Below are 23,871 nucleotides of genomic sequence, written 5' to 3'. Positions count from 1 at the left end.
GCCGGTTTACCGAAGAACCCGCTCCTCCTGATTGAACAGAATATCCACACTCGGGCTAGCGTTAATTTCTGGCAAGCCAAGCTTGTTGCGAATATCGAGGTTTACCTTCCAGAGTTTATTGAACTTCTCCGATGTAGCCTCAACAGCCTCAGCCTTGCCAAGCATGATCTTGGGCCGCAAGAACACCAGCAGATTGCGCTTTACCCGGCGCTCAGACTCTGATGAAAACAGCCTGCCGAGGTAAGGAATATCGCCAAGGAAAGGCACCTTACTTTTGTTAACCAGATAGTCATCGCGGGTAAGACCACCCAGCACAATGGTTTCACCATCATCCGCCAGCACAGTTGTCTTGATCTCGCGCTTGTTGGTTACAATGTCTGATGCATCTTCAATACTGTCGGCAACGCTTTCCGTTGTCTGTTCCACCACAAGTCGCACAAGGCCATCAGCACTGATGGTTGGTGTTACCCTGAGGGTGAGGCCTATATCCCTGCGTTCAATGGTGGTAAACGGGTTGGTAGTGCCATCACCCGTCACCGTAGACTGGCCCGTACGGAAAGGAACGTTCTGGCCCACAATAATTTCCGATTCCTGGTTATCCAGGGTAATGATGCTCGGTGTCGAGAGCAGGTTGGCCGCTGCAGAGGTGGAGAGCGCCTGCAAAAGAACACCCCAGCTCACACCGTTTTCATTTCTCTGGCCAGCACCAACGGTAACACCTCCTACCGCCGGTGTAATGACAGACTCCGTCAGTATGGCGCTGAGCACATCCCCCAGGCTTCGACCCACGTTACCAAAGTTTGTGCCCATTACCGGAGTCGAGCCCCGGGACTCATCACCCACCGCGAGCTGAACGCCTAGGTCCTGGCCCAGCTCATCACTAATCTCCACAATCGCGGCCTCAATCATCACCTGAGCACGACGTACATCCAGTGCTGCGACAATCTCTTCCGCTTCTTGCATCAACGAAGGCTCACCACGAACCACCAGTGCGTTGAGGCCCTCATCAGCAAATACCGCAAAGCTGCCTTGGGGCTTGCTGCTGGCACCACCACCGGCCGCTCCTCCTGAGCCCTCTTTGGATAGCTCACCCATCACCCCTTTCAGCAGTTCCGTAAGGCTTTTTGCGTCAGCATGTTTAAGGCGAATAACCTTGGTTGCTCCGCCGCTGGCGGAGGGCTGGTCCAACTGCGAAATCAAACCACGCATTTTGCTCCGGAAAGATTCATCACCCCTGAGAATCAAGCGATTACTGCGCTCATCAGCGGTAACACTGTATTTTCTTGCGGCGCTGTCATTACCTGCCCGACCCAACTCGTCTGGCGCCAACTCCTGCAAAAGAGTCACCATATCCCCAACCCAGGCTTCCTTGAGCTTGATAACCTCCACCTCGTACTTGGAGGGGCTATCCAACTCCCGAACAATCTGTTCCATACGCTGAATGTTGGATGCGTGGTCACTGATAATCAGAGCATTGGCTGCCGCGACACCAGCCAGATGGCCATACTTTGCCACCAGTGGCCGGAGAATAGGTACCAGTTCCAGCGCACTGGCATTATCAATCTGGATAACACGGGTAATAAGCTGTTCGGAGGGAATATTTGAGAATCGACCGAGAACCTCAGCGGATTGCTTGGCATCTACCTGCTGCACAACCTTGATGACTTCTTCACCGGGAATGGCCGTGAAGCCGTGCACGTTCAACACTGCAAGGAACAGATCGTATATTTGCTCCTTGTTCATGGGCGCGCTGGAAAGAACTGTCACCTTGCCCTTCACCCGCGGATCCACCACAAAACTGTACCCGGTTATATCGGCCACCTGAGTAACAAAAGCGCGGATATCCGCGTCTTTAAGGTTCAACCTCCATGTTTCATCCTGGCCGTGCGCCACCGACATCAGGGGAAGTAATATAAGCAGAGCCAAGGCCCGCAAAAAATTGGTCTTGTAGTTATACATCTGGCGATTTCGTCCTGTATCGATGAACCCGGTCAGCGCCACTGCTCAGGTATGGCATAACTGATGTTGAGAATAGACCCGTCACGTTCAATTTCTATATCCAGACTGGCTTGGCCACGCCAGCTTTCCAGCAGCGAACGATCCTGCTGCACATCACCCAGGCGCTGCCCGTTGATAGCAGTAATCACATCGCCCGCTTTGAGATTCACTGCGTTCAGCATGGCATTGGAGCCATCATACACGTAGCCGGAGCCACCAGTTTCATCAACCGGCTTAAGGCCGTACGGGGTCAGCGCGGCCGCGCCTGCGCTATCCAGTTGCTGTTTTGCGTTCTCAAGGAATGCTTCCGGTGATGATTCTGCAGGTACCTGTGCCACCTCTGCAACCATTGTGGAAACATCATCTTCCTCAAACGTGAGCGACTCGTACCGCCCGCCACGGCGAATCAGGATTCGACCCGGTTCCACCTCAGCCAGCTCTGCATTGCCCGGCAGCATATCGCCCACACGGTACCACGCGGTTTCTCCGTTACTCCCGGCCACTATAGCACCCGAGTCTTCCAGGCGCTGCCCTACCAGAACGCCTTCAAGCCTGAGCCTCAAACCGGTTTCCGGTGCCGAGCGTTTAACCGCTTCAGCTACCTCGCCTGGCGTTTCAGCCCGGCCAAAAAACTCATAACCGGCCATTGAGAAACCACCTGACCGAGCAAAAGCCTGGGCACCAGATGAACTGCCTGCAGGCATAGCCACAACTGGCTTATCCTGCCACGCAAACAGCCAGGTAACATTTGCCATGGCAACACCCATATAAACCACCAGCCACACAAGCAGCAGGTTAGCCAGCGTTTGGGCAATTCGGCGCTGGGTGTCCGGAGCCGGCATTGCAACCATCAACGCGCCCCCGGCAACAGCGGCTGCCTGACACGAAACACAATATCATCGGGGCTGGCTGAGTCTGGCCAGGGCTGGCCAGCGAGATCTATCATGCGTTTGTAGACTCGCAACTCCATCATCCCGCTCCAGAGAATACTGGCATCCGCCGCCGGGCCACTCCCCGCCTGTTCCGCGATCACCAAGGCCACGCCACCACTAGTCGTATCCATAGTAGCCTGCATGGGCGGGAACTTTGCCTGCCCGGTTTGATCACCCATGGGCCAGCTTACGCTACCGCCAGCCCACCGTCCGAGACCATCCGCACGAATAATGCGGTCATCCGCCCATTCAAGAACCAGGCGATCAATACTCACATCGCCCTCAATCATTGCGCCACCGCTGCGCTGAATCAATTCTTCGAACTCAGCAACTGCAATAGTGCCTCGCGCATTCAGCCGGGCATTTGCGGGCCATCCTATGGCTATATCACCCGAAACCTCAGATTGCAGTGACGCCACAGAAATCCGTACTGGCTGCTCCAACCGGGTAACAGACGGCCATCCCAGCTGCCACTCAACACGCAAGGGGAAACCGGCGACAGCTAACCTGGCTGCGCCATCCCACACCCGGCCCGATACCTGCAGCACTTGCACCTGAGCCGGCAATAAAACATGGGGCGACGCCTTGTGCCATACCCAACCGGCAGGAACAAAAACAATCAGTGCACCGAGATAAACGAAAAGCCCAAGCAACACAAGCAGCACAAGTTTGCCGGGGCGGAGAAAAGATTTGGATTCAGCGTCACTCATTCGGTTGCACACAGACAGTTGACCGGTTGCCGAGTCTAACAAACGCTCTGTTCAAGTTCATGACAAAAAAACAAAAACCCCGCACCAGTGTGAACCGGCGCGGGGTTTTGAAAGGCAGATCAGGCCACGTCTTTATATTTGAGACGCAGTCGGAATCAGCAAGTTATGACCGGCATTACATCATGCCGCCCATACCTCCCATTCCACCCATTCCGCCCATGTCTGGCATACCGCCGCCAGCTTTACCGTCATCCGGCTCATCTGCAACCATCGCCTCGGTGGTGATGATCAAAGAAGCTATGGATGCCGCAGCCTGCAGCGCAGAGCGGGTTACTTTGGCAGGATCCAGGATACCCATTTCCAGCATGTCGCCGTACTCTTCAGTAGCAGCGTTGTAGCCAAAGGAGCCTTTACCTTCGCGAACCTTGCCAACCACTACAGAAGACTCACCGCCAGCGTTGGAAACGATCTGACGCAGAGGGGCTTCCATGGCACGGCGCAGGATGTTCACACCGGCTTTTTGCTCTTCGTTGATGGCATCAACATTATCCAGCGCAGCAATAGCGCGGATCAGAGTTACACCGCCACCCGGTACAATGCCTTCTTCAACCGCGGCACGGGTAGAGTGAAGGGCGTCTTCAACGCGAGCCTTCTTCTCTTTCATTTCCACTTCAGAACCAGCGCCCACCTTGATGACGGCTACACCGCCAGCCAGCTTGGCCACACGCTCCTGAAGCTTCTCTTTGTCGTAGTCTGAAGAGCTGTCTTCAATCTGCTTACGCACCTGCTCCACACGGGCTTCGATATCAGCCTGTGCACCAGCACCGTCAATGATGGTGGTATTTTCTTTGGTCAGGTTTACGCGCTTGGCTGTGCCGAGATCATCAAGAGTGGTGTTCTCAAGGCTCAGGCCAACTTCTTCAGAAATCACAGTACCACCGGTCAGAATGGCGATATCCTGCAGCATTTCCTTACGACGATCACCAAAGCCAGGCGCTTTAACAGCGGCGACTTTAACAATGCCACGCATGTTGTTCACAACCAGAGTTGCCAGGGCTTCGCCTTCGATGTCTTCAGCGATGATCATCAGCGGCTTGCCTGCTTTGGCAACAGCTTCCAGCACCGGGAGCAGCTCACGGATGTTGGAAATCTTCTTGTCGACCAACAGCATGTACGGGTCGTCCAGTTCAACAGACATGTTGTCCTGGTTATTGATGAAGTACGGAGACAGGAAGCCGCGATCGAACTGCATGCCTTCTACTACGTCCAGCTCATCATCCAGGCCACGGCCTTCTTCAACCGTAATAACGCCTTCTTTGCCAACTTTTTCCATAGCGTCAGCAATCAGCTGACCAATGGTCTCATCGCCGTTAGCAGAGATGGTGCCTACCTGTGCAATGCTGCGGCTGTCGTCGCAGGGCTTGGCCATTTCACTAATAGCCATTACCGCTTGTGCAGTAGCCTTGTCGATGCCGCGCTTCAGATCCATCGGGTTCATGCCGGCGGTAACAGACTTAACGCCTTCATTAACGATGGCCTGAGCCAGAACCGTTGCGGTAGTAGTACCGTCACCAGCTGTTTCGTTAGCCTGGGAAGCAACTTCCTTCACCATTTGGGCGCCCATGTTTTCGAACTTGTCTTTCAGTTCGATCTCTTTGGCAACCGATACGCCGTCTTTAGTGATAACAGGAGCGCCGAAGGACTTCTCCAGAACCACGTTACGACCCTTGGGACCCAGAGTTACCCGAACCGCGTCTGCAAGGACGTTGACGCCTGCAACCATGCGCTTGCGGGCGCTATCACCGAATTTAACTTCTTTTGCTGACATGTGTTCTATTCCTGTTCGTTAAACCGAATTCGTTGAATCAATCGAGTTAGTGACTGTTCGTGCGAATTGCTTCAGCGATCACTCAAGCACGCCGTAAATGTCGCTTTCGCTCATGATGAGCAGCTCTTCACCGTCGATCTTTACGGTGTTGCCGGCGTATTGGCCAAAAACCACGGTGTCACCCGCTTTGACTGCCAGCGCACGAGTCTCGCCATTTTCCAGAATGCGACCATTACCCACGGCAATTACCTCACCCTGAGACGGCTTTTCTTTTGCATTACCCGGCAGCACAATGCCGCCTGCAGTTTTCTCTTCTTCTTCTTTACGGCGTACAACGACACGATCGTGTAGCGGACGAATCTTCATTGCTCGGTTTCTCCAATTAGTCAGATTAATGTGGCAATGACATTTGCTGTTGATGGCCGGATTGCAGATGCAACCCGACAAAATTGCCCGGCTTGTAACCTGCTGTTTTCCAGCAAGTATCAGCCTGCGGCTAACTTGTGATTCCTATGTGGGGCTGGTGTGGGGGTTTTCAACACCTGCCCGGATAAATTTTTCACTTTTTATCGAGGCGGTCATGGTTGGTTTCGGTCTCATCAGAGTATTCCCCTTCAATAATGTCGCCGTTATTATCGCGGTCGAAGGGGCGTTGCCGTCCGAAGGGATTGCCGGAGTCACCAAAGGGGTCCTGACCGAATGGGTTCTGCCCACCGCCAGTACGAAAATAAAACCCACCACTTGTATTGGTCGCCACCATACGCTTCAGGGCTTGAGCGGCGAGCCAGTGCCTGCTGAATGGCAGAAGGCATAAAAAGCCGACCGCATCGGTTATAAACCCCGGGGTGAGTAAAAGTACGCCGCCAACCGCCAAAATCAATCCCTCGGCCACTTCTTTAGCCGGCAACTCACCGCTGTTCAAGCGCTGATTGGCCTTCAACAGAGTTGCCAGCCCTTGCTGCCGAAGCAGCCAGGCGCCAACTACGGCAGTAAGCAATACGAAACCGATGGTATTGAACACGCCAATAACGCTGCCAACCTGAATAAGTACCGCCATTTCAGCGATCGGCATGACAATAAAAATAAACAAAAATATAGACATCAGGCTCTCGTGTTGCGGGTTTGGGTATTCCAAGGTCTGGTATACTCGCAGCCCTTTTGATTACATCTGTTATCTATATTTAGGGCGAAACATGAAACTTCAAGATTCCGTTATAGCAATTACCGGCGGCGGCCAGGGCCTTGGCCGTGCAATGGCAGAATATCTGGCAGCCAAAGGTGCGAAACTGGCACTGATTGACCTTGCCCAGGATAAACTGGAAGAAGCAGCAGCCGCCTGCAAAGCGGCAGGCTCTGAAGCAAAAATCTATTTGTGCAACGTAGCCAAAGAAGACGAAGTAGAAGCAACCTTTGCAGCCATTGCAAAAGACTTCGGCCAACTGAACGGCCTTGTTAACAACGCTGGCATATTGAGAGATGGCCTGCTGTTGAAAACCAAAGATGGCGAGATTACCAAGCGCATGGAGCTATCCCAGTGGCAATCGGTTATCGACGTTAATCTTACAGGTGTTTTCCTGTGTGGCCGTGAAGCCGCCACACAGATGATCCAGACTGGCAGCAAAGGCGCCATCATCAACATCGCCTCCATTTCCCGCGCCGGCAACATGGGGCAAAGCAATTACTCTGCAGCCAAAGCCGGCGTGTCTGCGCTGGTGCCAGTATGGGCTAAAGAACTCGCCCGCCACGGCATCCGCTGCATGGGTATTGCACCTGGCTTCATCGAAACAGAAATGACCGCCTCCATGAAACCGGAAGCACTGGAGAAAATGACCGCAGGCATTCCGTTGAAGCGCATGGGCACGCCCGAAGAGATTGCTTCAACGGCTGCGTTTATCTTTGAAAACGACTACTTGTCGGGCCGCATGATTGAAGTGGATGGTGCTCTGAGGCTGTAGAAATGACTAAAATACTTTACAAAACAGAGAAAAACGATAAATTGTAAAGTATATTAGACACACGGCGGCAATATGGATTACCAAACCTTAGGACAGACTATTTCAACTTTGCGCCAGCAACACGGGGTGTCTCAGCAAACAATGGCTGAACACCTCGGCATGTCCCGGGCCACCATCAATGCGCTGGAAAATGGTCGCTCGGGCGACATTGGCATACGAAAAGTAATGAAAATTCTGGATTACCTGGGCAAGGAACTCAACATTCGGGATAAATCGCCTTTCCCTACATTTGAGGAGCTAAGGGATGAGCAGTGAGCTGAATGTCTGTGTAGACGGCCACCAAACGGGGAAGCTGTTCAAGGAAACCGCGGATATTGTCTTCAGCTATAATGATAGCTCTGCCCCGGATCAATTCGTGTCTCTCACGATGCCTGTCCGCCGAAGGGAGTACAGCCATCGTTACCTCCACCCAATCTTTGAAATGCATCTGCCCGAAGGCTATCTACTCTCCACCATCAAAAAGCAGTTTGCAAAAATCACCGATACTGACGACCTGGGCCTTCTGAAGCTACTCGCCCCATCAATCCGTGGGCGTATCGAGTACAACCGCCAGGATCAACCTGAAAACAACCCACTTCATCTCGATACGCTCTTACATTCAGACAATCCAAGGCTGTTCGAAGAACTGGTTTCACGTTTTGCTTTACGCTCAGCGCTCAGTGGCGTGCAACCCAAAGTGCTGGCCCAGCTTGAGAACAAAGCCACGTTGCGCCTGGACGACTTCATTATAAAGGCCTGGGGGCAAGACTACCCGGCCCTTGCCGTGAATGAGTATTGCTGCATGCTGGTTTGCAAATACGCAGGTATTCCGGTGCCGGAGTTTCATCTCTCTGATGACGAATCACTCTTTATTATGAAGCGGTTTGATCTCAACGAAGATGGCAGCGCGTTAGGCTTTGAGGATATGTGCGTCCTTCAGGCAAAACAGCGGGACGACAAGTACACGGGTAGCTACGAACAGATTGCAAAAACCATAAAAACCTTTGTCAGCCCCGCGAACAAAAGAGCGTCGCTGGAGCAATTCTTCAAAATGATTGTGATCAGTAACGCACTACAGAATGGCGATGCCCACCTGAAAAACTTTGGTTTGATCTACGAGAATGCCGCGTCCATCAGGCTTGCCCCGGCCTACGATATCGTCTGCACCACTGTGTATATAAACCAGGACATCCCGGCACTAACGCTTGCTGGCAGTAAAAAATGGATGCGCAGGGAAAAACTGGAGCGCTTCGGTATACAGGCCTGCGAACTGACTGCCTCCAGGGCCTCTGCGCTTTATGATGAGTGCCGGAAAGCCCTGGGAAAATTACGGCCTTACTTGGCTACGCGACTTGCCCAAGCCACTGACAATGAACAGCGAAAGGTACTTGAGCACCTGCAATCCCTTATTGCCACCGAAACCGGCGCATAGCCACTCGGCCATTCACCACTTCCACACCCTCAGCTTCCAGCCGACCGACCTGTTCCTGGTAAATCTCTGAGCCTTCAGGGAAAGCAATCTGCCCATTACTGCGGATAACACGGTACCAGGGCACGGCATGACCTTGGGGCAATTTTCCAAGGGCGCGGCCAATGTAGCGTGCCTGGCGCCCAAGGCCGGCCATTTCCGCTACTTGCCCATAGCTTGCAACCTTCCCGGCGGGTATTGCCATAACAACTTGCCAGATTTTCTGGTCTTTTCCCGGTTCCATGGGCTTACCCGCTTGCTGTGTGGGCGGTTTCCGGGCCGCCGTCACCCGAATGGTCGGGCGCCAGGGCATCCAGCCTCTCACCCTGCCGAATCAGAAACATAGCCAGAAGAATGGCGGGAATGCCCATCAAACCGGCTATAAGAAAGAACTCCGCATAACCATAGCCCGCCACAACCATCCCCGAGAATCCGCCCAGGAATTTTCCGGGGAGGGTCATCAAAGAGCTGAACAGCGCGTACTGCGTAGCGGTGAACGACGCACTTGTCATACTGGAAAGCCAGGCAATCAACGCCACATTGGCAATACCACCACTGAGATTATCGGCACTCACCACAACCGCCAGGGTTGCCAGATTGGGCGGATACTGCGCCAGAAACACGAACAAAAGATTCGTACTGGCCGTGAGTATGGCCCCCGCCAGCAGAATTTTTCTCGTACCATAACGCACAACCAGAACGCCACCAGCCAGAGACCCTGCAATGGTCATAAAAAATCCGAAAATTTTCGTAACATCTGCAACCTGGGTTTTGCTGAAGCCCATAAAATTCAAATAGAAGGGGTTGGCCATCACACCCATGGCAATATCGGAAATACGGTACACCGCCACCATCAACAGAATCGCAATGGAAAGCTCTTTATAACGGCGAAAGAAATCCAGAAAAGGCCCCGCCACAGCAGCATAAAACCAGCCAGCGAAACGGGCTATTCGAGGGCTGAGGTGAGTTCGCTTTGCCGCTTCCTGCTCAATCTTGTGGGCAATATCCTGGGCGGCTGAGAAGTGATTCACCGCCGGCTCCTTCACAATCAGCACCGTTATGGCCCCCACCCCCACCAACGCAGCCATAACCTCATAGGACACCTGCCAGGACCAGAACTCCGCAAGATACAGAGCCCCAGCGCCTGCCACTAAAAGCGCCAGCCGATACCCGAAAATATAGGTTGCTGCCAGCGCCGCCTGCAACCGCTCTTCGGCGATCTCAATGCGGTAGGCATCGATGGCTACATCCTGGGTGGCAGAGGAAAACGCCACCAACAAGCCGCACAGCGCCATGGTTTCCGGAACGGCGATAGCATCCACATGGGCCATCAGGTACAAGCCCGTGGCGATACCAGCTTGCGCGAACAGTATCCAGCTCCGGCGCTTGCCCAGCAACCTGTCCAGCACCGGCAGTTTCAGCCGATCCACAACCGGCGCCCAAAATACCTTGATGGAATAGGTAATCCCCAGCCAACTGAAAAAGCCAATAGTGGCCGTTTCTACACCCACATCGGCAAGCCGGGCGTTCAACGTGGAGAAAACCAGCAAAAACGGCAACCCGGCCGAAAAGCCGAGAAACAGCAGAGCAATGACCTGCCAGCGCGTATAGGTGTGTAGCGTGTCCCGGATCAAATCCAGACGGGTGCCGGTTGAAATGGTGGAGCCTCCGAATCAGTCGCGGAAATTATTGAACTGCAGGGGTACGTCTAATTCGGTCTCACGCAGCAGGGCTATCGCGGTTTGCAGATCGTCCCGCTTCTTGCCGGTTACCCGCACTTTGTCACCCTGAATGCTGGATTGCACTTTCAACTTGGCCTCTTTGATCAGCTTCACGATCTTTTTTGCCATATCGGTTTCAAGGCCCTGTTTCAGCACAAAATGCTGCTTGATCAGTTTGCCGGATTTGCTTTCACCGTTCTCTGCAAGTGCACGACCATCAATATCGCGGCTGGCAAACGCCATGCGCAGAATGTCGATCAACTGCTCAAGCTGAAATTCCTGCTCAGCACTCACAGTTACGCCCTTATCATCCATCTCGATATCCGCATCTACATTTTTAAAATCCCAGCGATTACCCAGATCTTTCTTGGCTTTGTCCACCGCATTGGTAACTTCGTGCATATCAATTTCAGAAACAATGTCAAAAGAAGGCATGATCGTTATTCTCCAGGAGCTGTAGCGAGTATACTCGTTGCTTGAAATTAAGGGCCAAGCATACCAAGCCCCGGAAATCCCCGCATCTGACAATGGACTGGTAAAAGTAGGTAACAATGCCGAATCTGGATCTCCCTATCCTCGTAGTAGACGACGCGAAATTCAGCAGTATGGTGGTTGGCCGAACTCTGCGAAATGCCGGATATCGCGACGTACGCATAGCCAACAATGCCCCTGCGGCCCTGAAGCTGATGGAACAGCGCGCGGTGAGTGTACTGATTGCTGATTGGTTGATGCCTGAAATGGACGGGTTACAACTAACCGACAAAGTACGCCAGCTGGACGAACAAACCAATCATTACACCTATGTGATCCTCCTGACCGCCCGTGAAAGCGTAGAAGCCTTGGCTTTGGCGTTTGATCGGGGCGTGGACGATTTCATTTACAAATCCGACATGACCAAGCAGCTGATCCCCAGGATTTTTGCTGCAGACCGCATGGCAGATCGCCAGAACACGCTGCTACGGGCCAACGCCCTGCTCATCGAGAACAACCGCGAACTGGAATCCAGCAACATCATCGATCTGGAAACCGGGCTGTGCAACAACCGGTACGGCCGCGACAGGCTCACCAAAATGCTTCGCCACGCAGAATCCCGGGGCGGTGCATCAGCTTATGTGCTGTGCGGCATTCGCAACTGGCAGGATTTGAAACGCAAGCACCCTCCCACGGTAATGTCTGAGCTGGCGATTGGTATTGCGCGCAGGCTCAGCACCCTGATTCGCCCCATCGACGTGCTTTGCCGTGTGGGCGACAACCAGTTCGCCATCCTTGCTTACTTTCCGAATAGTGATCACTGCACTACCACGGCGTTTCGCCGGGTATTCGATGGCATTAACCACAAAGCACTGAAAACAACGGCCGGGTACATTTCAGTAGAGGCCGGCATGGTGCTCTGCAAAGCCGACGCCCAAAACGGAACGCCCTCCATTCGGGATATGGAACAAGCGGCTGTACACGGCCTTGTAGATGCCTACGAAACAAGGCGCTTTACTGAAACTGTGCCGGAGATAGGTGCAAACGCCTGAGCCGGGAACAATATGTAACACTGAGACACACATCACGCACAGACACAGACCAGCGAAAGCCCTATTCTGAGATTGTGGATTTAAGCAGTATCCCCCATGGCGGAGGAGCCGTGTTGTACCTCCGCCGTCAAATGGGAATCCACCGAATTAACGAATTTTTCAGGCACTTTCGTTTGTTCTCTCTCTTTAGGCCAGCTCTTATGCTGGCCTTTTTGTTTTTTGCTCCCCGCAAACCATTCGTTTAAGTTGTTCAGCACAAGTTTCGTTATACTCCCCCGATAACACCTATAAACAACCGTGCTGTAATCGTGACAAACCCATCATGACAAACCTAGGAACTGCCTCCGTTGCTGCCCTGCGCCAGTATGTGCGTGCCGCCGAATCCATTGGTGCCGACACCTCTGCGCTGTTCACTAAAGCAGGCCTTGACCCCGCCATTCTGGGTTCTGACGATGGCCGGATAAACGGCGACCAGTTTCAGCACTTCATTCTTTTACTCTGCGAACTCACCAGCAACCCCATACTCGGGTTGGAAACCGGCGACTTTGTGCAGCCAGGCTCCTACAGCGTGCTGGGCTACATCACCATGAGTTGCGTAACCCTGGGGGAAGCCGTGGCCCGCATTGCGCCCTTTGAAAAGCTCGTAGGCGACATGGGCACAACCGCATTGGCTATGGATAAGGATTCCATAAAGCTCATTTGGAACTGCAACTACAACGACCCGGTTGTGCGACCACAGGTTATCGACAACGTGTTTGCCTCCTGGATCAACTACGCTCGGTGGCTAGCTGATGATGAGACGGCCTCCCCCACCCATGTGCGCCTGATGCGACAATCACCCGGCAGTGAGCTCGAACAAGCCTACCTGAATCGTTGGAACTGCCCTGTGCAGTTTGGTGCTGACGTGGATTCCATCAGCCTCAAAAAGGAACTACTGGAAACTCGCCTGCGACAGCCAGACCCCATGCTGCGAAAAACCCTGGAAGCCCACGCCCTCACCCAGCTGGCTTCACTGGATACAGATACAGACCTGACATCGCAGGTAAAGCAAAGCATTCAACAACAGCTGATGCACGGCATAACCCGGCAAGACATGGTGGCGGATGATTTAGGAATAACGAGCAGAACCCTGCAGCGGAAGCTGAGCCAGGAGGGGGTTTCTTACCAGAAGTTACTGGATGAGGTGCGCCAGAAAATGGCGGAAGATTATTTGCTGAACAGTGATCTGAGCATTCCAGACATTGCATTGCGGTTGGGCTACAGCGAAACCACCTCGTTTCACCGTAAATTCAAAGCGGTAGCGGGAAAGACGCCCGGAGAATTCCGGGCGCCTACTACTTAATTTTACGACTTGGGCCTAGCCTTAAAGCTTACGGCCTTTACCCGCAGCAATCCGCAGGCGCAGAGCGTTCAGCTTGATGAAGCCTTCTGCATCTTTCTGATCGTATGCACCGTGATCTTCTTCAAAGGTCGCGATGGTTTCATCGAACAGAGAATCTTCAGACTTACGGCCAACTACATCGACGTTGCCTTTGTATAGCTTCAGGCGAACAACGCCATTCACGTATTCCTGAGTCTGGTCGATCAACGCCTGCAGCGCTTCACGCTCAGGTGACCACCAGTAGCCGTTGTAGATAACCTCGGCATAGCGCGGCATCAGGCTGTCTTTCAGGTGCGCAACTTCGCGGTCCAGAGTGATGGACTCAATCGCACGGTGCGCGCGCAGCATAATCGTGCCGCCCGGAGTCTCATAACAGCCGCGGGACTTCATGCCCACGTAGCGGTTCTCAACAATATCCAAACGGCCAATACCGTTAGCGCCAGCCACCTTGTTCAGGTTCTCCAGCACTTCGTGGGCCTTCATCTCCACACCGTCAACGGCAACAATATCGCCCTTGCGGTAGGTAAGCTCGATGTAGGTCGGCTTATCCGGAGCAGCTTCCGGAGACACACTCCAGCGCCACATATCGTCCTCAGCTTCTGACCAAGGATCTTCCAGATTCATCCCTTCATAAGAAATGTGCAGCAGGTTAGCATCCATGGAGTAAGGCGACTTGCCCTTCTTCATATCTACCTGAATATTACGCTCGGCACAGTACGCCAGCAGCTTCTCACGGGAGTTCAGATCCCATTCACGCCAAGGCGCGATAACCTTAACACCTGGCTTAAGCGCATAAGCACCCAGCTCGAAACGAACTTGATCGTTTCCCTTACCCGTCGCGCCGTGGGAAATCGCATCGGCACCGGTTTTGTTGGCAATATCAATCAAACGCTTGGCAATCAGAGGGCGCGCAATAGACGTACCCAGCAGGTACTCGCCTTCATAAATAGTGTTAGCACGGAACATCGGGAATACGTAATCGCGCACAAACTCTTCACGCAGGTCCTCAATGTAAATTTCCTTCACGCCCAAGGCTTCTGCCTTAGCACGCGCGGGCTCAACTTCCTCGCCCTGGCCGATGTCGGCGGTGAAGGTTACCACCTCACAGTTATATGTATCCTGCAACCACCGAACGATAACGGAAGTATCCAGGCCGCCGGAATAGGCCAGCACTACCTTTTTGATATCAGACATGTCTGAGCTCCAGACTGAATAGAATGGATGTATTGAAAAGAAGTGACGTATTGTACGGGATGGTGGGGGAGTTGGCTATTGGGACGATAGGAGGGGCATTAGCCCCCTCTCCCCAACCCCTCTCCCGCCAGGGGCGAGGGGCTAAAGACTGCCGCCTGAGTCATGGGGAGTACCTTCCCTCTCCCCTTGCGGGAGAGGGACCGAGGGAGAGGGGGAAAGGCTACTTCAAACCTCAACCAACCTGAGCAGACTGCCCCACCGCCTCTTCACGAATCCCATCCCAACCATCTTTGATGGAGCGCAGCAGATCAGCCACTTCATCCAGCTTCGCCATATCGTTCTTGGCGCTGGCTTCCAGAAGGGTACGCTCCATGTAGTCGTACAAACCCTCAAGGCGTGCGGCTAATTCGCCACCTTTTTCGAAATCCAGAAAGCTTCTGAGCCCACCGATGATTTCAATAGCCTTGCCAATCAGCTTTCCCTTGCCTTCAAAATCTTTGGCCTGCATACGAGCCTTGGCCATGTTAATCCGCTCCAGCGCACCGTTGTAAAGCAACTGGATCAGCTTGTGCGGATCAGCATCGGTGATGCTGGTCTGCGTGTTTACCTGTTGGTACGCTTTTAAGCCTTTCATCGTAAACCTCGTTTCTCACCGGCTACGCCGGTATCACTTCTTGTTGAAGTTCTGCGGAGCCAGAGCGTCGAGCTGCTGGGTCACGTAATCTCGGGTGCTGTTGAGCTGGGAAATCAGCGAATCTGCAGCACTAAATTGTTTCACCAAGCGCTCCCGGTAGGATTCAATACGAATATCCAGTTTCACCTGGCTTTCCTGAATCTTTTCCAGTTCACGATTTAGACTGCTGGTGCGGTTTTCAATCTTGCCATCCACACCCACAAAACTGTTGACCAAATCAACTGTGCTCTTGCCAATACCCTGCACAAAATTGATTGAACCGCGGGAGCCGGTCTGGTCGCCCAAGATACGTACTTGAATGCCAGATGCAGGGCCTGCGTCACTACCCAGATACAGCACCTGGCCATCACCCTTAGCAACCTGGCCATTAATGGTTCCAGCAACGTCTGTGCCCGCAACGCCATCTTTAGAGTTCAAGCTCGGCGCATTCAGCGCACCGGTCAACCTAACATTAGACTCGGCACCATAGTTCCCCGAAGTAAACGTGAGCCCATCCGTAGCATCCCATGAAACCTGCACAGAACGATCTGCAGCTTTTAGCTCACTACTGCTATCCAAAGCCTGCTGTATAGCGGCGGCGAACTCTGCTCCAGTAAAGTCATCCCCCGCGCCGGAGAGAGGCGAGCCATCAGGTGCGTTTTCCAAAAACACGCTCACCTGAGTTTCACCATCTACCTCAAAGGTAAACCGGTTGCCCGCCATAACCGTTACGGTTCCCGTATCGGCAGCCGCGTAATTCAAACTTCCCCGGGTCGCAGCCTGGGTAACATTAATATCGTATTTGCCTGCCTGAGTATTGATACCACTGCGAACAAACTCTACCTGGCTATCGGTGGCTCTGCCCTGCTCCGCAAAAAGTGCCGTAACATCATCTGGGTTGTTCTTAAGTTGGGTTTCAAATGCTTCACGGTCGAATTCCAAAGCACCGGTTTTAGGGTCGGTGGAAATGCCGACGTCTGCCAAACTGCGCACATTGGCATTTTCCAACCCTGGCACCACGCCCGTAAGAACTTGTCGCAACTGCCCTTGAAGCGCACGCACCGTGCTATCGCCTGTAAGTAAACCACCCACACCCGCGTCGCTGTTGAAGCCGGCAAGGCCGTCAATGGTGGACTGCAGCGCGTTGAATTTATCAACAAAACCCTGAACACGGTCGGTTACCGCGCCCACATCTTGGCTAACGGTTACGGTAGAAGTACCTGTTTCCTTGATGTCGAAAGAAAGACCATCAATCACATTCTCAAAACTGTTGGATGAGCGGGTAACTTCAATGCCGTTGATCTCCATTACCGCATCACTGGCAGCAATGGTTTGTTTCATATCCGGGTTGGCTGTAGGGTCCGCAACATCGAATGCAAAGCGCGCCAAACCTTCTGCACCCACCTCTTCTGTGGCTGAAATGCTCACCGAATTGGCCACGCCGGTTTCATCCGCCGACATCACCAATTGATAACCGTTGCCGGTATCAATGATGCCTGCAGACACACCGGCATTCGCTTCGTTAATGGCATTGGCCATGCCCTGAAGCGTATTGTTGCTGCCATCAATGGTAATATTGGTAACCTTGTCACCCACCGACAACTGCAAGCTGCCCTGCCCCACACTGGCTGTGTCTCTGTCTGCGAATACGGCTTGAGAGGCCAGAGCCTGAGCCGAAGCCAAGCTGGTTACATTCAGGCTATAACTACCGCGGCTGGCTTTGGTGCTGTCTACAGAAACACCGATATTTTCATTGGAAGATGTAGCGGAGAAAGCTTTCAGATTATCTGCAGAGCTTAGCTGGCGCATAGGCAGGCGCAACTCAGTAATGGCGCTGCGCAACTTGCCATAGGCAGAGAGCATTGCTTCTGATTGCTGGGTTTTCTGGGTTAACCGGTTTTCAGTCGGTGCACGTTCTGCCGCAACCAACTGATCCACCAGATCAGACGTCAGAACGCCAGACCCGATTCCCAGTGATGAAATACCTGCCATACCGATGCCTCCTTAAAGGGGCTGATCACTTTGTGCTCAGTTTAACCTATATTCTGTTTAACGGCCGCAAGCGGCAAAACTTTGCCCCTTTCAGCATTATTTTGTAACACCTCGTAATGCTTATTTTTATCCCCCTCTCCCCCTGCGGGAGAGGGGCTAGGGGAGAGGGGGCACCCCAAAACCAAAAACACCGCCGAACCCTCTCAGGTGCGGCGGTGCTGAAATACCATTGTTATCATCCGCGCAAAAGCGGCAAGCTTTTACACTTTAATGTTAAACAACGTCAGCGGTTCATCCTGCTGCAATTTCTCTGCCAACCTCAAAGCTACTTCATCCGGCATCTGGCGAATCACTTTCTGGGTAGACTGGTCAACCACTTTCACGATGGTCTTCCCGGATTCATTATCCACCTCAAACTGAAGATCCCGTTGCACATTCTGAACAAAATCGTTCAGCTGGCTAACCGCTTGACCCAGTTCTTCCCGTTGCGTTTCGCTACGCTCCTTCAGCTTTTCAGCTTTGGAGGCTTCGTTTGCAACCTGGGTATTCTGAACCTGGCGGGTACCGGCAGATGAAGCAACAAGGTCAGGGGCCTTTCTGCCCTCGGCCTGAGATGACGACATTGCCTTGGCCGGAGTCTGGGCACCGGGGCGCACCAGTTTGAGATCCGGACTGTTCAGGTTAACGTCATTCATAGCTTTACCTCGCTATACTCAAACGGCGTAAAACCGGAACCCGAAGGTTCCGGTTGTTACCGTTAATCCCTTACTGCAGGAGGGACAGAACCTGCTGCGGACGGGCGTTCGCCTGTGCCAGCACGGAGATACCAGCCTGCTGTAGTACCTGAGACTTAGCCAGGTTGGCAGTCTCTGCGGCGAAGTCAGCGTCCAGGATACGGCTGTTGGAGGCGCTGAGGTTCTCTACGGACGTACCCAAGTTAGCGATGGTGGACTCGAAGCGGTTTTGGATTGCACCGAGTTCGCCGCGAAGGCTGTTAACCGAATCCAGAGCGGAATCGACTCTCAAAATCGCATCATTAGCACCCGCAACGGTGCTAATATCAACCTTATCCATACCCTCTTTCGTGTTCACATCTACTGAATCAACTCCAACTGCAGCGGCGTCCGTAAACACAGCCTGAAGTTGATCATTAGTTGACTGCAGTGTGATTTTCTCTGCGCCGGAGAACTTAACGTCGCCGATCAAGGCTGCCGCAGAATTATTACCCACTGTCGCCCCTGCGTCGGTAATACCAGTAGCGGCATCACTAAGAGCCCCACCAGCAACATCCTGCGTAATCTCAATAGAACGGCCATCCTGCGTCGACAGCTCCAGCTCACCGCTAGCAGAAATCTTAGCCGATACGCCTGTGGCACCTGAGGATGAGTTTATGTCTGCAGCCAGATCATCAGTATTGAATGTCAAATTACCGGAACCGTCAGTAGTCGCGGAAAAAACATCCACCCCATTAATGTTAAGTGTGTAATCAGAACTAGTCGCCTCACCTGCCAAATCTGCCACGGTAAGCGATTGTTTGTTGCTAGCAGATACCGTCAACCCCTCAACGCCAGAGCTTTTAATGGCTTCTGCGACGGCATAAGCACTGTCAGCTCCGTAGCCTTCCCGAGTTGTCGTTCCATCAGCCTTAAGAAGAGCCTCTGAATCTGCAACTTTTGTGAAACCATTATTGCCGACCTGAATTGCCAAGTTGTTAACGCCATCTTCTACAGCTGCACCAACCGTAAAGCTCTCACTAGCGATGGAACCAATTTGCTCAGACTTGGTTCCTTTGCTCAGATCAATACCGATAGTTTCACCAGCATTAGCACCTACCTGGAAATTCTGGCTACCAAAACTGCCATCTAGCACCTTCAAGCCGTTAAAGGCTGTCTGACTTGAAATACGATCAATTTCTTCTAGGCGCTGCGTGACTTCATCATTCAAGGCTTGGCGATCAGATTCACTGTTAGTGGCGTTGGCCGACTGAACCGCCAGCTCCCGAATCCGCTGCAGGTTGTTAGTGATCTCGTTCAATGCACCTTCTGCAGTCTGCGCCAAAGAAATGCCATCGTTGGCATTCCGCTGCGCTACGTTTAGACCTGTAATCTGTGCAGAAAAGCGAGTAGAGATAGCAAGACCAGCAGCATCGTCTTTAGCCGAGTTGATGCGCAGACCAGAAGACAAACGCTGCAGTGCCTGATCGTTCATGCCCTGAGACTTGCTCAATTGGTTCTGAGCATTCAATGAAGCGACGTTAGTGTTAATTCCGAGAGCCATTATGCTTCCCCTTCGACAGATGTCGTTATTTCGTGGTTAAGGTCAGGCGTTCTCTTTTCGGGTTTGGAGCGCCGCCCTGTTACTTCACTTAACGGCACCTGATTCGGTTGCTTTAGGAAAAAAGCCAAGAACTTTGTAAAGGAATGTAAAACATGAATTTGGCGGGAACCGGAGAGTCGCTTTCAGCCACGGCACTTACCCTCAGACACCGATAGGCACACCCAGCAATCAGTAAAGCAAGACCTCGACACCCTTTCGCTTAACCAGGTTCAACAGCTTTAGCGAAGCGCCGGATGGCTTTTTCTCACCAGTCTCCCACTTTTGTACTGATGAAACACTGACATTCAAAACAGCCGCAAAGACAGACTGGCTCATTTGCGCTTTTTGACGTAATTCTCGAATATCCGGGGCGGGCAGTTGGCTATCATCCATTTGGCATAGCGCATCATACTCTTCCAAGCGGCGCTTGCTGATAAGGCCCGCTTTGTGGAGATCTCCCGCTACCTCGCGAACCTCGTCAAGCATACGGCTCCTATTTTCAGTGGTTGCCATATTTAATCTCCGTTAACACCCCTGCTTGCAGGGCTTCTTTCAAGCTTTGGTCATCCAGTCCCAGAAAATCAATTGCCATTTCCTGAAGGGCCCTCAGTTCCGCTCGAGAAACATTCGCTCGTTCGTTCTTTGCAAATGCGAACAGAAAAAACCACCTATCGCCAAAATTAGTAGCAATGATTGTTCTGGCTCCACCACGCTTGCCATGGCCTGGTATCGCCACTCGCTTTTTTACGACACCACCGCCGAGATCCGCGTCGATCAACCCGTCGTCCATCTCGGTCACAGCCAAGCGCAGCGTGTCGTCAGACAGATTGTTTTTACGCATCCAGCGCAAGAATGTTTTCGTTTTGAAAATCCTTTTCATCAGGTAAATATACCACTGAGTGGGACACAGTGAAACGTTCGAATTAAAAAGAACGAGCAGCGGAGCCTCGCGCTGGCAGACAAAATGCGCGCCTTTCCAGAACCACACATTCGTTAACCAAAAGCGGCAATGAGCTTCCTGTTAAACATGACAAAAAAGTGGCTCGCACATTTCTAGCCACTTCCTATATATAAAACATAACCAACTTAAACAATTACTTAAAAGTAAAACCTGAAAACTGGCACACACTTCGCTTAGCTTCCCTACAAACGGCCATTTAACGAATTTATTGCCGGTATGCTGCCTCAACCACTATTCAGCAGCGTGACCCGGCACCCATGAGTAGGGAGATTGGATATGCCACAGGTCATTAATACCAACATCGCCTCGCTGAACGCCCAGCGCAACTTGAACGCATCTCAAGGCGCTGCCAACGTAGCTTTGGAACGGCTGTCATCCGGCCTCCGCATCAACTCCGCCAAAGACGATGCCGCTGGGCTCGCTATTTCTGAGCGGTTTCAGTCGCAGATATCTGGCCTGAATATGGCGCAACGGAATGCCAACGACGGCATTTCTCTCGCCCAAACGGCTGAAGGGGCGATGGATGAGATCACCAACAACCTGCAACGGATTCGAGAGCTGTCCGTACAAGCTGCGAACGCCACTAACAGTATTTCTGACCGTCAAGCACTGAATCAGGAAGTTCAGCAGCGCGTTGAAGAAATTAACCGCATTGCCAGTCAAACATCGTTTAACGGTTTGAAGGTTCTGGATGGCACTTTTGGGGTGCAGACCTTCCAAGTTGGCGCGAATACGGGAGAGACTATTGGTATTAGTGGGCTTGACTCGCGGGGAAGTCAAATTGGTTCTATTATAAAAGAAACAAGCAACCTATCTGACTATATCGTTTCTCAAGGAGAGGCAGGAGCAATCTCACTTGATGTTTCAAGCCTGAACCTTGGAGCACCATCTCTAAGTGCAGATATAACCCTGGATGGCCAAGTGCTATCCGTTGACACCAGCACTATTTCTGATATTGGCTCCCTTGCAACTGCTATAAACAGTGCCATTACCGGCAATGGCAACCTCACCGGCCTTAGTGCAGCAGTCTCTGATGACCTCACATCTATCGTACTGTCGAACACCGAGAGCACCCCAGTTTCGGCTGACATTTCCATTGATGACGGCACTGGCACGAAGCAGACTGTTACCGGTATCGACACTGCCCCTTTATTGACAGCAACATTTACCCCCAATGACCAACAACTGCTCTCCACAAGTGGCCTGGCAGCATTGAATCTGACGAGCGACACGACGGTCTCCTTCGATTACAACGACGGCACCGGGGGCACGGGCTCGTTCACTACTACGATGACTGGCGGGAATAACATCGCCGACCTCCGTGACCAGATCAACTCCCAACTCGCCATCGACAATCTGGATAGTAAGCTTGAGGCGGTAGTGAACGGCACCGCCATCGACATCCGCAACAAAACATCCGACTCCATTTACCAGCTCAGCAACGTAAAAGCAGTGGATACCACAGGCCCGACTACCACCAATACACTGGATTTCACACTCTCAGCAGGCACCCTCGTTGAAAGGAAGTCGCAACTGACCGGTAATATTTCCAGCTTTAATTTCGCCTCTGGTGTTACAGGCTCACTAGAAATAAACGGTAACCCCGTAAGCTTTACCTTAGCGGCCAATGGCGCAAACAACATTGGCTCTCTGGCCAGCAGCATTACCTCAGCGCTGACGAATGCAGGGCAAACACAACTTAGTGTTTCAGTTAACGGTTCAACGCTGGAGGTCGTCAACAGCGATACTGGTAACGCTTATGCTGTTACCAGCTTTAATGCCGAAGATAACGGAACCGTAAATGCCGTCTCGTCCACCAACCCGATCCCGTTTGCAGACACACTAACCTTGTCTGAAAGTTTTGCTGACGGCGAATCTTACAATTTTAACGTCGATATCAATGGAACAGCCTACTCTTTTGACGGCCTGACATCCCTTGAGGACATAGTCAGCCAAATTAATGCAAAATCGAATGACACTGGAATTAATGCAAACCTCAATGCAAACAACGATGAAATTCTATTTTCATCTCAATTTGGCGAACCGTTTACCATCAATATTCACGCCGACCTTGATGGCAATGGGATCTACGACACAGCAGAGACAATCCAATCCGTAACAGCAACTGTCGCAAACGACACCAAATCGATGAATGACATTGATATTTCAACTCCTGAAGGAGCCGACCTCGCCATGATCGCCGTCGACTACGCCATCGACACCATCAACGGCTTCCGCGCAGAACTCGGTGCCGTACAGAACCGCTTCGAGTCCACCATCGCGAACCTGGCAACCACCTCTGAAAACCTCTCGGCCTCCAACAGCCGTATCCGCGATGCCGACTTCGCCGCAGAATCCGCCGAACTGGCCCGCACCCAGGTGCTCCAGCAGGCTGGCCTCTCGGTATTGGCTCAGGCCAATGCTCGGCCGCAGCAGGTGTTGCAGTTGCTGCAGGGTTAATAGCCCAGCACGAAAACGCCCGGCTCGGATTTTCCGAGTCGGGCTTTTTGCGTTTTATCTGTATGAATTATTCGTTCACGGTGCTTGGTAGAGTCAGGCAGCAGTTTGCCGAGCGTTGCCCGTCAGCATAGATTCGATGCTGAACACGGCAAGGCCATCAAAACAGTTCGCTATGGCTGCCAATTCTGGCGAGTTGCAGAACAGCACCGCTAACTCTGTAGATCAACACAAGGTCTGGCTTAACATGGCAATCTCTGAAGCCTTGCCCATTACCGGCAAGCGGATGATCAACATGTTTCTCGTCTAGTGACCCACCACGCTGCAGCACTGAAATAACGCCCCCGACTTACAGAATGTCTGGAATTGGCAGCTTTGTGATCTTTTTAAAGTCTTTCTTGAACTGGGTTGAATACTCAAGACTGTACATTCGTGACTTTGCCATCCGTGAGCTCTGTCAACAAGCCATCCAGTGACTCCGCACTGTGCCCCCTGCCCTCCAGTAATTCCTGCATGGCCATGGCACTGCGTTCATTAGGCCGAGGGACCTTCACTTCAAACGGAATTCCTCCGTAATTAATCACTGCTCGCGCAAAAAGTTTGATTGCCTGCGAAGGGCTGATGCCCACTTCTTTACAGATGTGCGAAAACGCAACCTTGGTTTCGTGGTCAATACGGGAACTAAGCATGTCTGTCTTCATAACGTCACCATATGTAGCACAT

At 52.4% G+C, this 23,871-nt stretch carries 24 protein-coding genes; 6 read left to right on the top strand and 18 right to left on the bottom strand.

The features are described 5' to 3' along the window. Window positions 1-6: 6 nt before the first annotated feature. The 6 genes from gspD to RKA07_RS05260 all read right to left on the bottom strand — a co-directional run bounded on the left by gspD (window position 7) and on the right by RKA07_RS05260 (window position 6,570). Window positions 7-1,959, bottom strand: coding sequence for a type II secretion system secretin GspD (gene gspD / locus RKA07_RS05285; RefSeq protein ID WP_200369180.1), 1,953 nt, complete (start codon window positions 1,957-1,959; stop codon window positions 7-9). A 32-nt stretch (window positions 1,960-1,991) separates the two neighbouring features. Next, window positions 1,992-2,849 carry a type II secretion system protein N gene (locus tag RKA07_RS05280; RefSeq protein WP_310965797.1) on the bottom strand — a complete coding sequence of 286 codons (858 nt, stop codon included), beginning with the start codon at window positions 2,847-2,849 and terminating at the stop codon, window positions 1,992-1,994. After that, the gene (gene gspN / locus RKA07_RS05275) at window positions 2,849-3,640 is read right to left on the bottom strand and encodes a type II secretion system protein N (RefSeq protein WP_200369178.1); all 792 of its coding nucleotides are present in this window, start codon (window positions 3,638-3,640) and stop codon (window positions 2,849-2,851) included. Before gspN ends, RKA07_RS05280 begins: the two co-directional genes overlap by 1 nt. A gap of 175 nt (window positions 3,641-3,815) precedes the next feature. Further along, the gene (gene groL, locus RKA07_RS05270) at window positions 3,816-5,468 is read right to left on the bottom strand and encodes a chaperonin GroEL (protein WP_200369177.1); all 1,653 of its coding nucleotides are present in this window, start codon (window positions 5,466-5,468) and stop codon (window positions 3,816-3,818) included. A 78-nt stretch (window positions 5,469-5,546) separates the two neighbouring features. After that, window positions 5,547-5,834 (bottom strand): co-chaperone GroES, encoded by a 288-nt coding sequence (gene groES, locus RKA07_RS05265; protein WP_100639400.1) that lies wholly within the window; start codon window positions 5,832-5,834, stop codon window positions 5,547-5,549. Window positions 5,835-6,027: 193 nt separating this feature from the next. Then, the gene (locus RKA07_RS05260) at window positions 6,028-6,570 is read right to left on the bottom strand and encodes an FxsA family protein (protein ID WP_200201202.1); all 543 of its coding nucleotides are present in this window, start codon (window positions 6,568-6,570) and stop codon (window positions 6,028-6,030) included. Window positions 6,571-6,661: 91 nt separating this feature from the next. Between RKA07_RS05260 and RKA07_RS05255 the strand changes: the two genes are divergently transcribed. The 3 genes from RKA07_RS05255 to RKA07_RS05245 all read left to right on the top strand — a co-directional run bounded on the left by RKA07_RS05255 (window position 6,662) and on the right by RKA07_RS05245 (window position 8,894). Beyond that, a complete protein-coding gene (locus RKA07_RS05255) occupies window positions 6,662-7,423 on the top strand; it encodes an SDR family oxidoreductase (RefSeq protein WP_310965796.1) in 762 nt (253 codons plus the stop codon). Window positions 7,424-7,564: 141 nt separating this feature from the next. After that, window positions 7,565-7,738 (top strand): helix-turn-helix domain-containing protein, encoded by a 174-nt coding sequence (locus tag RKA07_RS05250; protein WP_310965795.1) that lies wholly within the window; start codon window positions 7,565-7,567, stop codon window positions 7,736-7,738. Further along, on the top strand, window positions 7,728-8,894 hold the full coding sequence (locus RKA07_RS05245) for a type II toxin-antitoxin system HipA family toxin (protein WP_310965794.1): 1,167 nt from the start codon (window positions 7,728-7,730) through the stop codon (window positions 8,892-8,894). Before RKA07_RS05250 ends, RKA07_RS05245 begins: the two co-directional genes overlap by 11 nt. Here the strand turns inward: RKA07_RS05245 and RKA07_RS05240 are convergent. Genes RKA07_RS05240 through RKA07_RS05230 form a run of 3 tightly spaced genes read right to left on the bottom strand, consistent with a single transcriptional unit; the run spans window position 8,869 to window position 11,086 of the window. Continuing rightward, the gene (locus tag RKA07_RS05240) at window positions 8,869-9,174 is read right to left on the bottom strand and encodes an MGMT family protein (RefSeq protein ID WP_310965793.1); all 306 of its coding nucleotides are present in this window, start codon (window positions 9,172-9,174) and stop codon (window positions 8,869-8,871) included. The genes RKA07_RS05245 and RKA07_RS05240 overlap by 26 nt on opposite strands. Before the next feature lie 4 nt (window positions 9,175-9,178). Then, window positions 9,179-10,564 carry an AmpG family muropeptide MFS transporter gene (locus RKA07_RS05235; protein ID WP_435404608.1) on the bottom strand — a complete coding sequence of 462 codons (1,386 nt, stop codon included), beginning with the start codon at window positions 10,562-10,564 and terminating at the stop codon, window positions 9,179-9,181. Between the two features lie 39 nt (window positions 10,565-10,603). After that, window positions 10,604-11,086 (bottom strand): YajQ family cyclic di-GMP-binding protein, encoded by a 483-nt coding sequence (locus tag RKA07_RS05230; protein ID WP_200201207.1) that lies wholly within the window; start codon window positions 11,084-11,086, stop codon window positions 10,604-10,606. 116 nt (window positions 11,087-11,202) lie between these two features. Here RKA07_RS05230 and RKA07_RS05225 point away from each other — a divergent pair, with 116 nt between their 5' ends. Together RKA07_RS05225 and RKA07_RS05220 are read left to right on the top strand one after the other, a co-directional pair. Continuing rightward, window positions 11,203-12,174, top strand: coding sequence for a response regulator (locus RKA07_RS05225; protein WP_310965792.1), 972 nt, complete (start codon window positions 11,203-11,205; stop codon window positions 12,172-12,174). Window positions 12,175-12,496: 322 nt separating this feature from the next. Continuing rightward, the gene (locus RKA07_RS05220) at window positions 12,497-13,516 is read left to right on the top strand and encodes an AraC family transcriptional regulator (RefSeq protein ID WP_310965791.1); all 1,020 of its coding nucleotides are present in this window, start codon (window positions 12,497-12,499) and stop codon (window positions 13,514-13,516) included. 21 nt (window positions 13,517-13,537) lie between these two features. On the opposite strand, the gene RKA07_RS05215 is transcribed toward RKA07_RS05220, so the two are convergent. The 7 genes from RKA07_RS05215 to RKA07_RS05185 form a co-directional block, all read right to left on the bottom strand. Next, window positions 13,538-14,749 carry an argininosuccinate synthase gene (locus tag RKA07_RS05215; protein ID WP_310965790.1) on the bottom strand — a complete coding sequence of 404 codons (1,212 nt, stop codon included), beginning with the start codon at window positions 14,747-14,749 and terminating at the stop codon, window positions 13,538-13,540. Between the two features lie 232 nt (window positions 14,750-14,981). Beyond that, a complete protein-coding gene (gene fliS, locus RKA07_RS05210) occupies window positions 14,982-15,383 on the bottom strand; it encodes a flagellar export chaperone FliS (RefSeq protein WP_310965789.1) in 402 nt (133 codons plus the stop codon). A 33-nt stretch (window positions 15,384-15,416) separates the two neighbouring features. Further along, window positions 15,417-17,414, bottom strand: a complete 1,998-nt coding sequence (fliD, locus tag RKA07_RS05205) for a flagellar filament capping protein FliD (RefSeq protein ID WP_310965788.1) — start codon at window positions 17,412-17,414, stop codon at window positions 15,417-15,419. A 260-nt stretch (window positions 17,415-17,674) separates the two neighbouring features. Beyond that, window positions 17,675-18,109 carry a flagellar protein FlaG gene (locus RKA07_RS05200; RefSeq protein WP_310965787.1) on the bottom strand — a complete coding sequence of 145 codons (435 nt, stop codon included), beginning with the start codon at window positions 18,107-18,109 and terminating at the stop codon, window positions 17,675-17,677. Window positions 18,110-18,179: 70 nt separating this feature from the next. Next, the gene (locus RKA07_RS05195; RefSeq protein WP_310965786.1) at window positions 18,180-19,691 is read right to left on the bottom strand and encodes a flagellin N-terminal helical domain-containing protein; all 1,512 of its coding nucleotides are present in this window, start codon (window positions 19,689-19,691) and stop codon (window positions 18,180-18,182) included. Between the two features lie 228 nt (window positions 19,692-19,919). After that, a complete protein-coding gene (locus tag RKA07_RS05190; protein WP_310965785.1) occupies window positions 19,920-20,243 on the bottom strand; it encodes a helix-turn-helix domain-containing protein in 324 nt (107 codons plus the stop codon). Continuing rightward, the gene (locus tag RKA07_RS05185; RefSeq protein ID WP_310965784.1) at window positions 20,230-20,718 is read right to left on the bottom strand and encodes a type II toxin-antitoxin system RelE/ParE family toxin; all 489 of its coding nucleotides are present in this window, start codon (window positions 20,716-20,718) and stop codon (window positions 20,230-20,232) included. The genes RKA07_RS05190 and RKA07_RS05185 overlap by 14 nt, the downstream gene beginning before the upstream one ends. A 249-nt stretch (window positions 20,719-20,967) precedes the next feature. On the opposite strand from RKA07_RS05185, the gene RKA07_RS05180 reads away from it, so the two are divergent. Further along, entirely contained in the window at window positions 20,968-23,151 is a 2,184-nt protein-coding gene (locus tag RKA07_RS05180; protein WP_310965783.1) for a flagellin N-terminal helical domain-containing protein, read from the top strand. Window positions 23,152-23,308: 157 nt separating this feature from the next. On the opposite strand, the gene RKA07_RS05175 is transcribed toward RKA07_RS05180, so the two are convergent. Together RKA07_RS05175 and RKA07_RS05170 are read right to left on the bottom strand one after the other, a co-directional pair. Further along, on the bottom strand, window positions 23,309-23,479 hold the full coding sequence (locus RKA07_RS05175; RefSeq protein ID WP_310965782.1) for a type II toxin-antitoxin system YafQ family toxin: 171 nt from the start codon (window positions 23,477-23,479) through the stop codon (window positions 23,309-23,311). Window positions 23,480-23,564: 85 nt separating this feature from the next. Continuing rightward, window positions 23,565-23,849 (bottom strand): type II toxin-antitoxin system RelB/DinJ family antitoxin, encoded by a 285-nt coding sequence (locus RKA07_RS05170; RefSeq protein WP_310965781.1) that lies wholly within the window; start codon window positions 23,847-23,849, stop codon window positions 23,565-23,567. Window positions 23,850-23,871 lie beyond the last annotated feature (22 nt).

The sequence above is a fragment of the Marinobacter xiaoshiensis genome (assembly GCF_031631795.1).
GTDB classification, from domain to species: Bacteria; Pseudomonadota; Gammaproteobacteria; order Pseudomonadales; family Oleiphilaceae; genus Marinobacter; species Marinobacter xiaoshiensis.
The sequence above is the reverse complement of the archived record's forward strand: the minus strand, read 5'-3'. Positions and strand labels throughout refer to the sequence as shown.

Coding starts and splice junctions, on each gene's coding strand:
- gspD (WP_200369180.1), bottom strand. CDS start 1,959: ATGTATAACTACAAGACCAATTTTTTGCGGGCCTTGGCTCTGCTTATA.
- RKA07_RS05280 (WP_310965797.1), bottom strand. CDS start 2,849: ATGGTTGCAATGCCGGCTCCGGACACCCAGCGCCGAATTGCCCAAACG.
- gspN (WP_200369178.1), bottom strand. CDS start 3,640: ATGAGTGACGCTGAATCCAAATCTTTTCTCCGCCCCGGCAAACTTGTG.
- groL (WP_200369177.1), bottom strand. CDS start 5,468: ATGTCAGCAAAAGAAGTTAAATTCGGTGATAGCGCCCGCAAGCGCATG.
- groES (WP_100639400.1), bottom strand. CDS start 5,834: ATGAAGATTCGTCCGCTACACGATCGTGTCGTTGTACGCCGTAAAGAA.
- RKA07_RS05260 (WP_200201202.1), bottom strand. CDS start 6,570: ATGTCTATATTTTTGTTTATTTTTATTGTCATGCCGATCGCTGAAATG.
- RKA07_RS05255 (WP_310965796.1), top strand. CDS start 6,662: ATGAAACTTCAAGATTCCGTTATAGCAATTACCGGCGGCGGCCAGGGC.
- RKA07_RS05250 (WP_310965795.1), top strand. CDS start 7,565: ATGGCTGAACACCTCGGCATGTCCCGGGCCACCATCAATGCGCTGGAA.
- RKA07_RS05245 (WP_310965794.1), top strand. CDS start 7,728: ATGAGCAGTGAGCTGAATGTCTGTGTAGACGGCCACCAAACGGGGAAG.
- RKA07_RS05240 (WP_310965793.1), bottom strand. CDS start 9,174: ATGGAACCGGGAAAAGACCAGAAAATCTGGCAAGTTGTTATGGCAATA.
- RKA07_RS05230 (WP_200201207.1), bottom strand. CDS start 11,086: ATGCCTTCTTTTGACATTGTTTCTGAAATTGATATGCACGAAGTTACC.
- RKA07_RS05225 (WP_310965792.1), top strand. CDS start 11,203: ATGCCGAATCTGGATCTCCCTATCCTCGTAGTAGACGACGCGAAATTC.
- RKA07_RS05220 (WP_310965791.1), top strand. CDS start 12,497: ATGACAAACCTAGGAACTGCCTCCGTTGCTGCCCTGCGCCAGTATGTG.
- RKA07_RS05215 (WP_310965790.1), bottom strand. CDS start 14,749: ATGTCTGATATCAAAAAGGTAGTGCTGGCCTATTCCGGCGGCCTGGAT.
- fliS (WP_310965789.1), bottom strand. CDS start 15,383: ATGAAAGGCTTAAAAGCGTACCAACAGGTAAACACGCAGACCAGCATC.
- fliD (WP_310965788.1), bottom strand. CDS start 17,414: ATGGCAGGTATTTCATCACTGGGAATCGGGTCTGGCGTTCTGACGTCT.
- RKA07_RS05200 (WP_310965787.1), bottom strand. CDS start 18,109: ATGAATGACGTTAACCTGAACAGTCCGGATCTCAAACTGGTGCGCCCC.
- RKA07_RS05195 (WP_310965786.1), bottom strand. CDS start 19,691: ATGGCTCTCGGAATTAACACTAACGTCGCTTCATTGAATGCTCAGAAC.
- RKA07_RS05190 (WP_310965785.1), bottom strand. CDS start 20,243: ATGGCAACCACTGAAAATAGGAGCCGTATGCTTGACGAGGTTCGCGAG.
- RKA07_RS05180 (WP_310965783.1), top strand. CDS start 20,968: ATGCCACAGGTCATTAATACCAACATCGCCTCGCTGAACGCCCAGCGC.
- RKA07_RS05170 (WP_310965781.1), bottom strand. CDS start 23,849: ATGAAGACAGACATGCTTAGTTCCCGTATTGACCACGAAACCAAGGTT.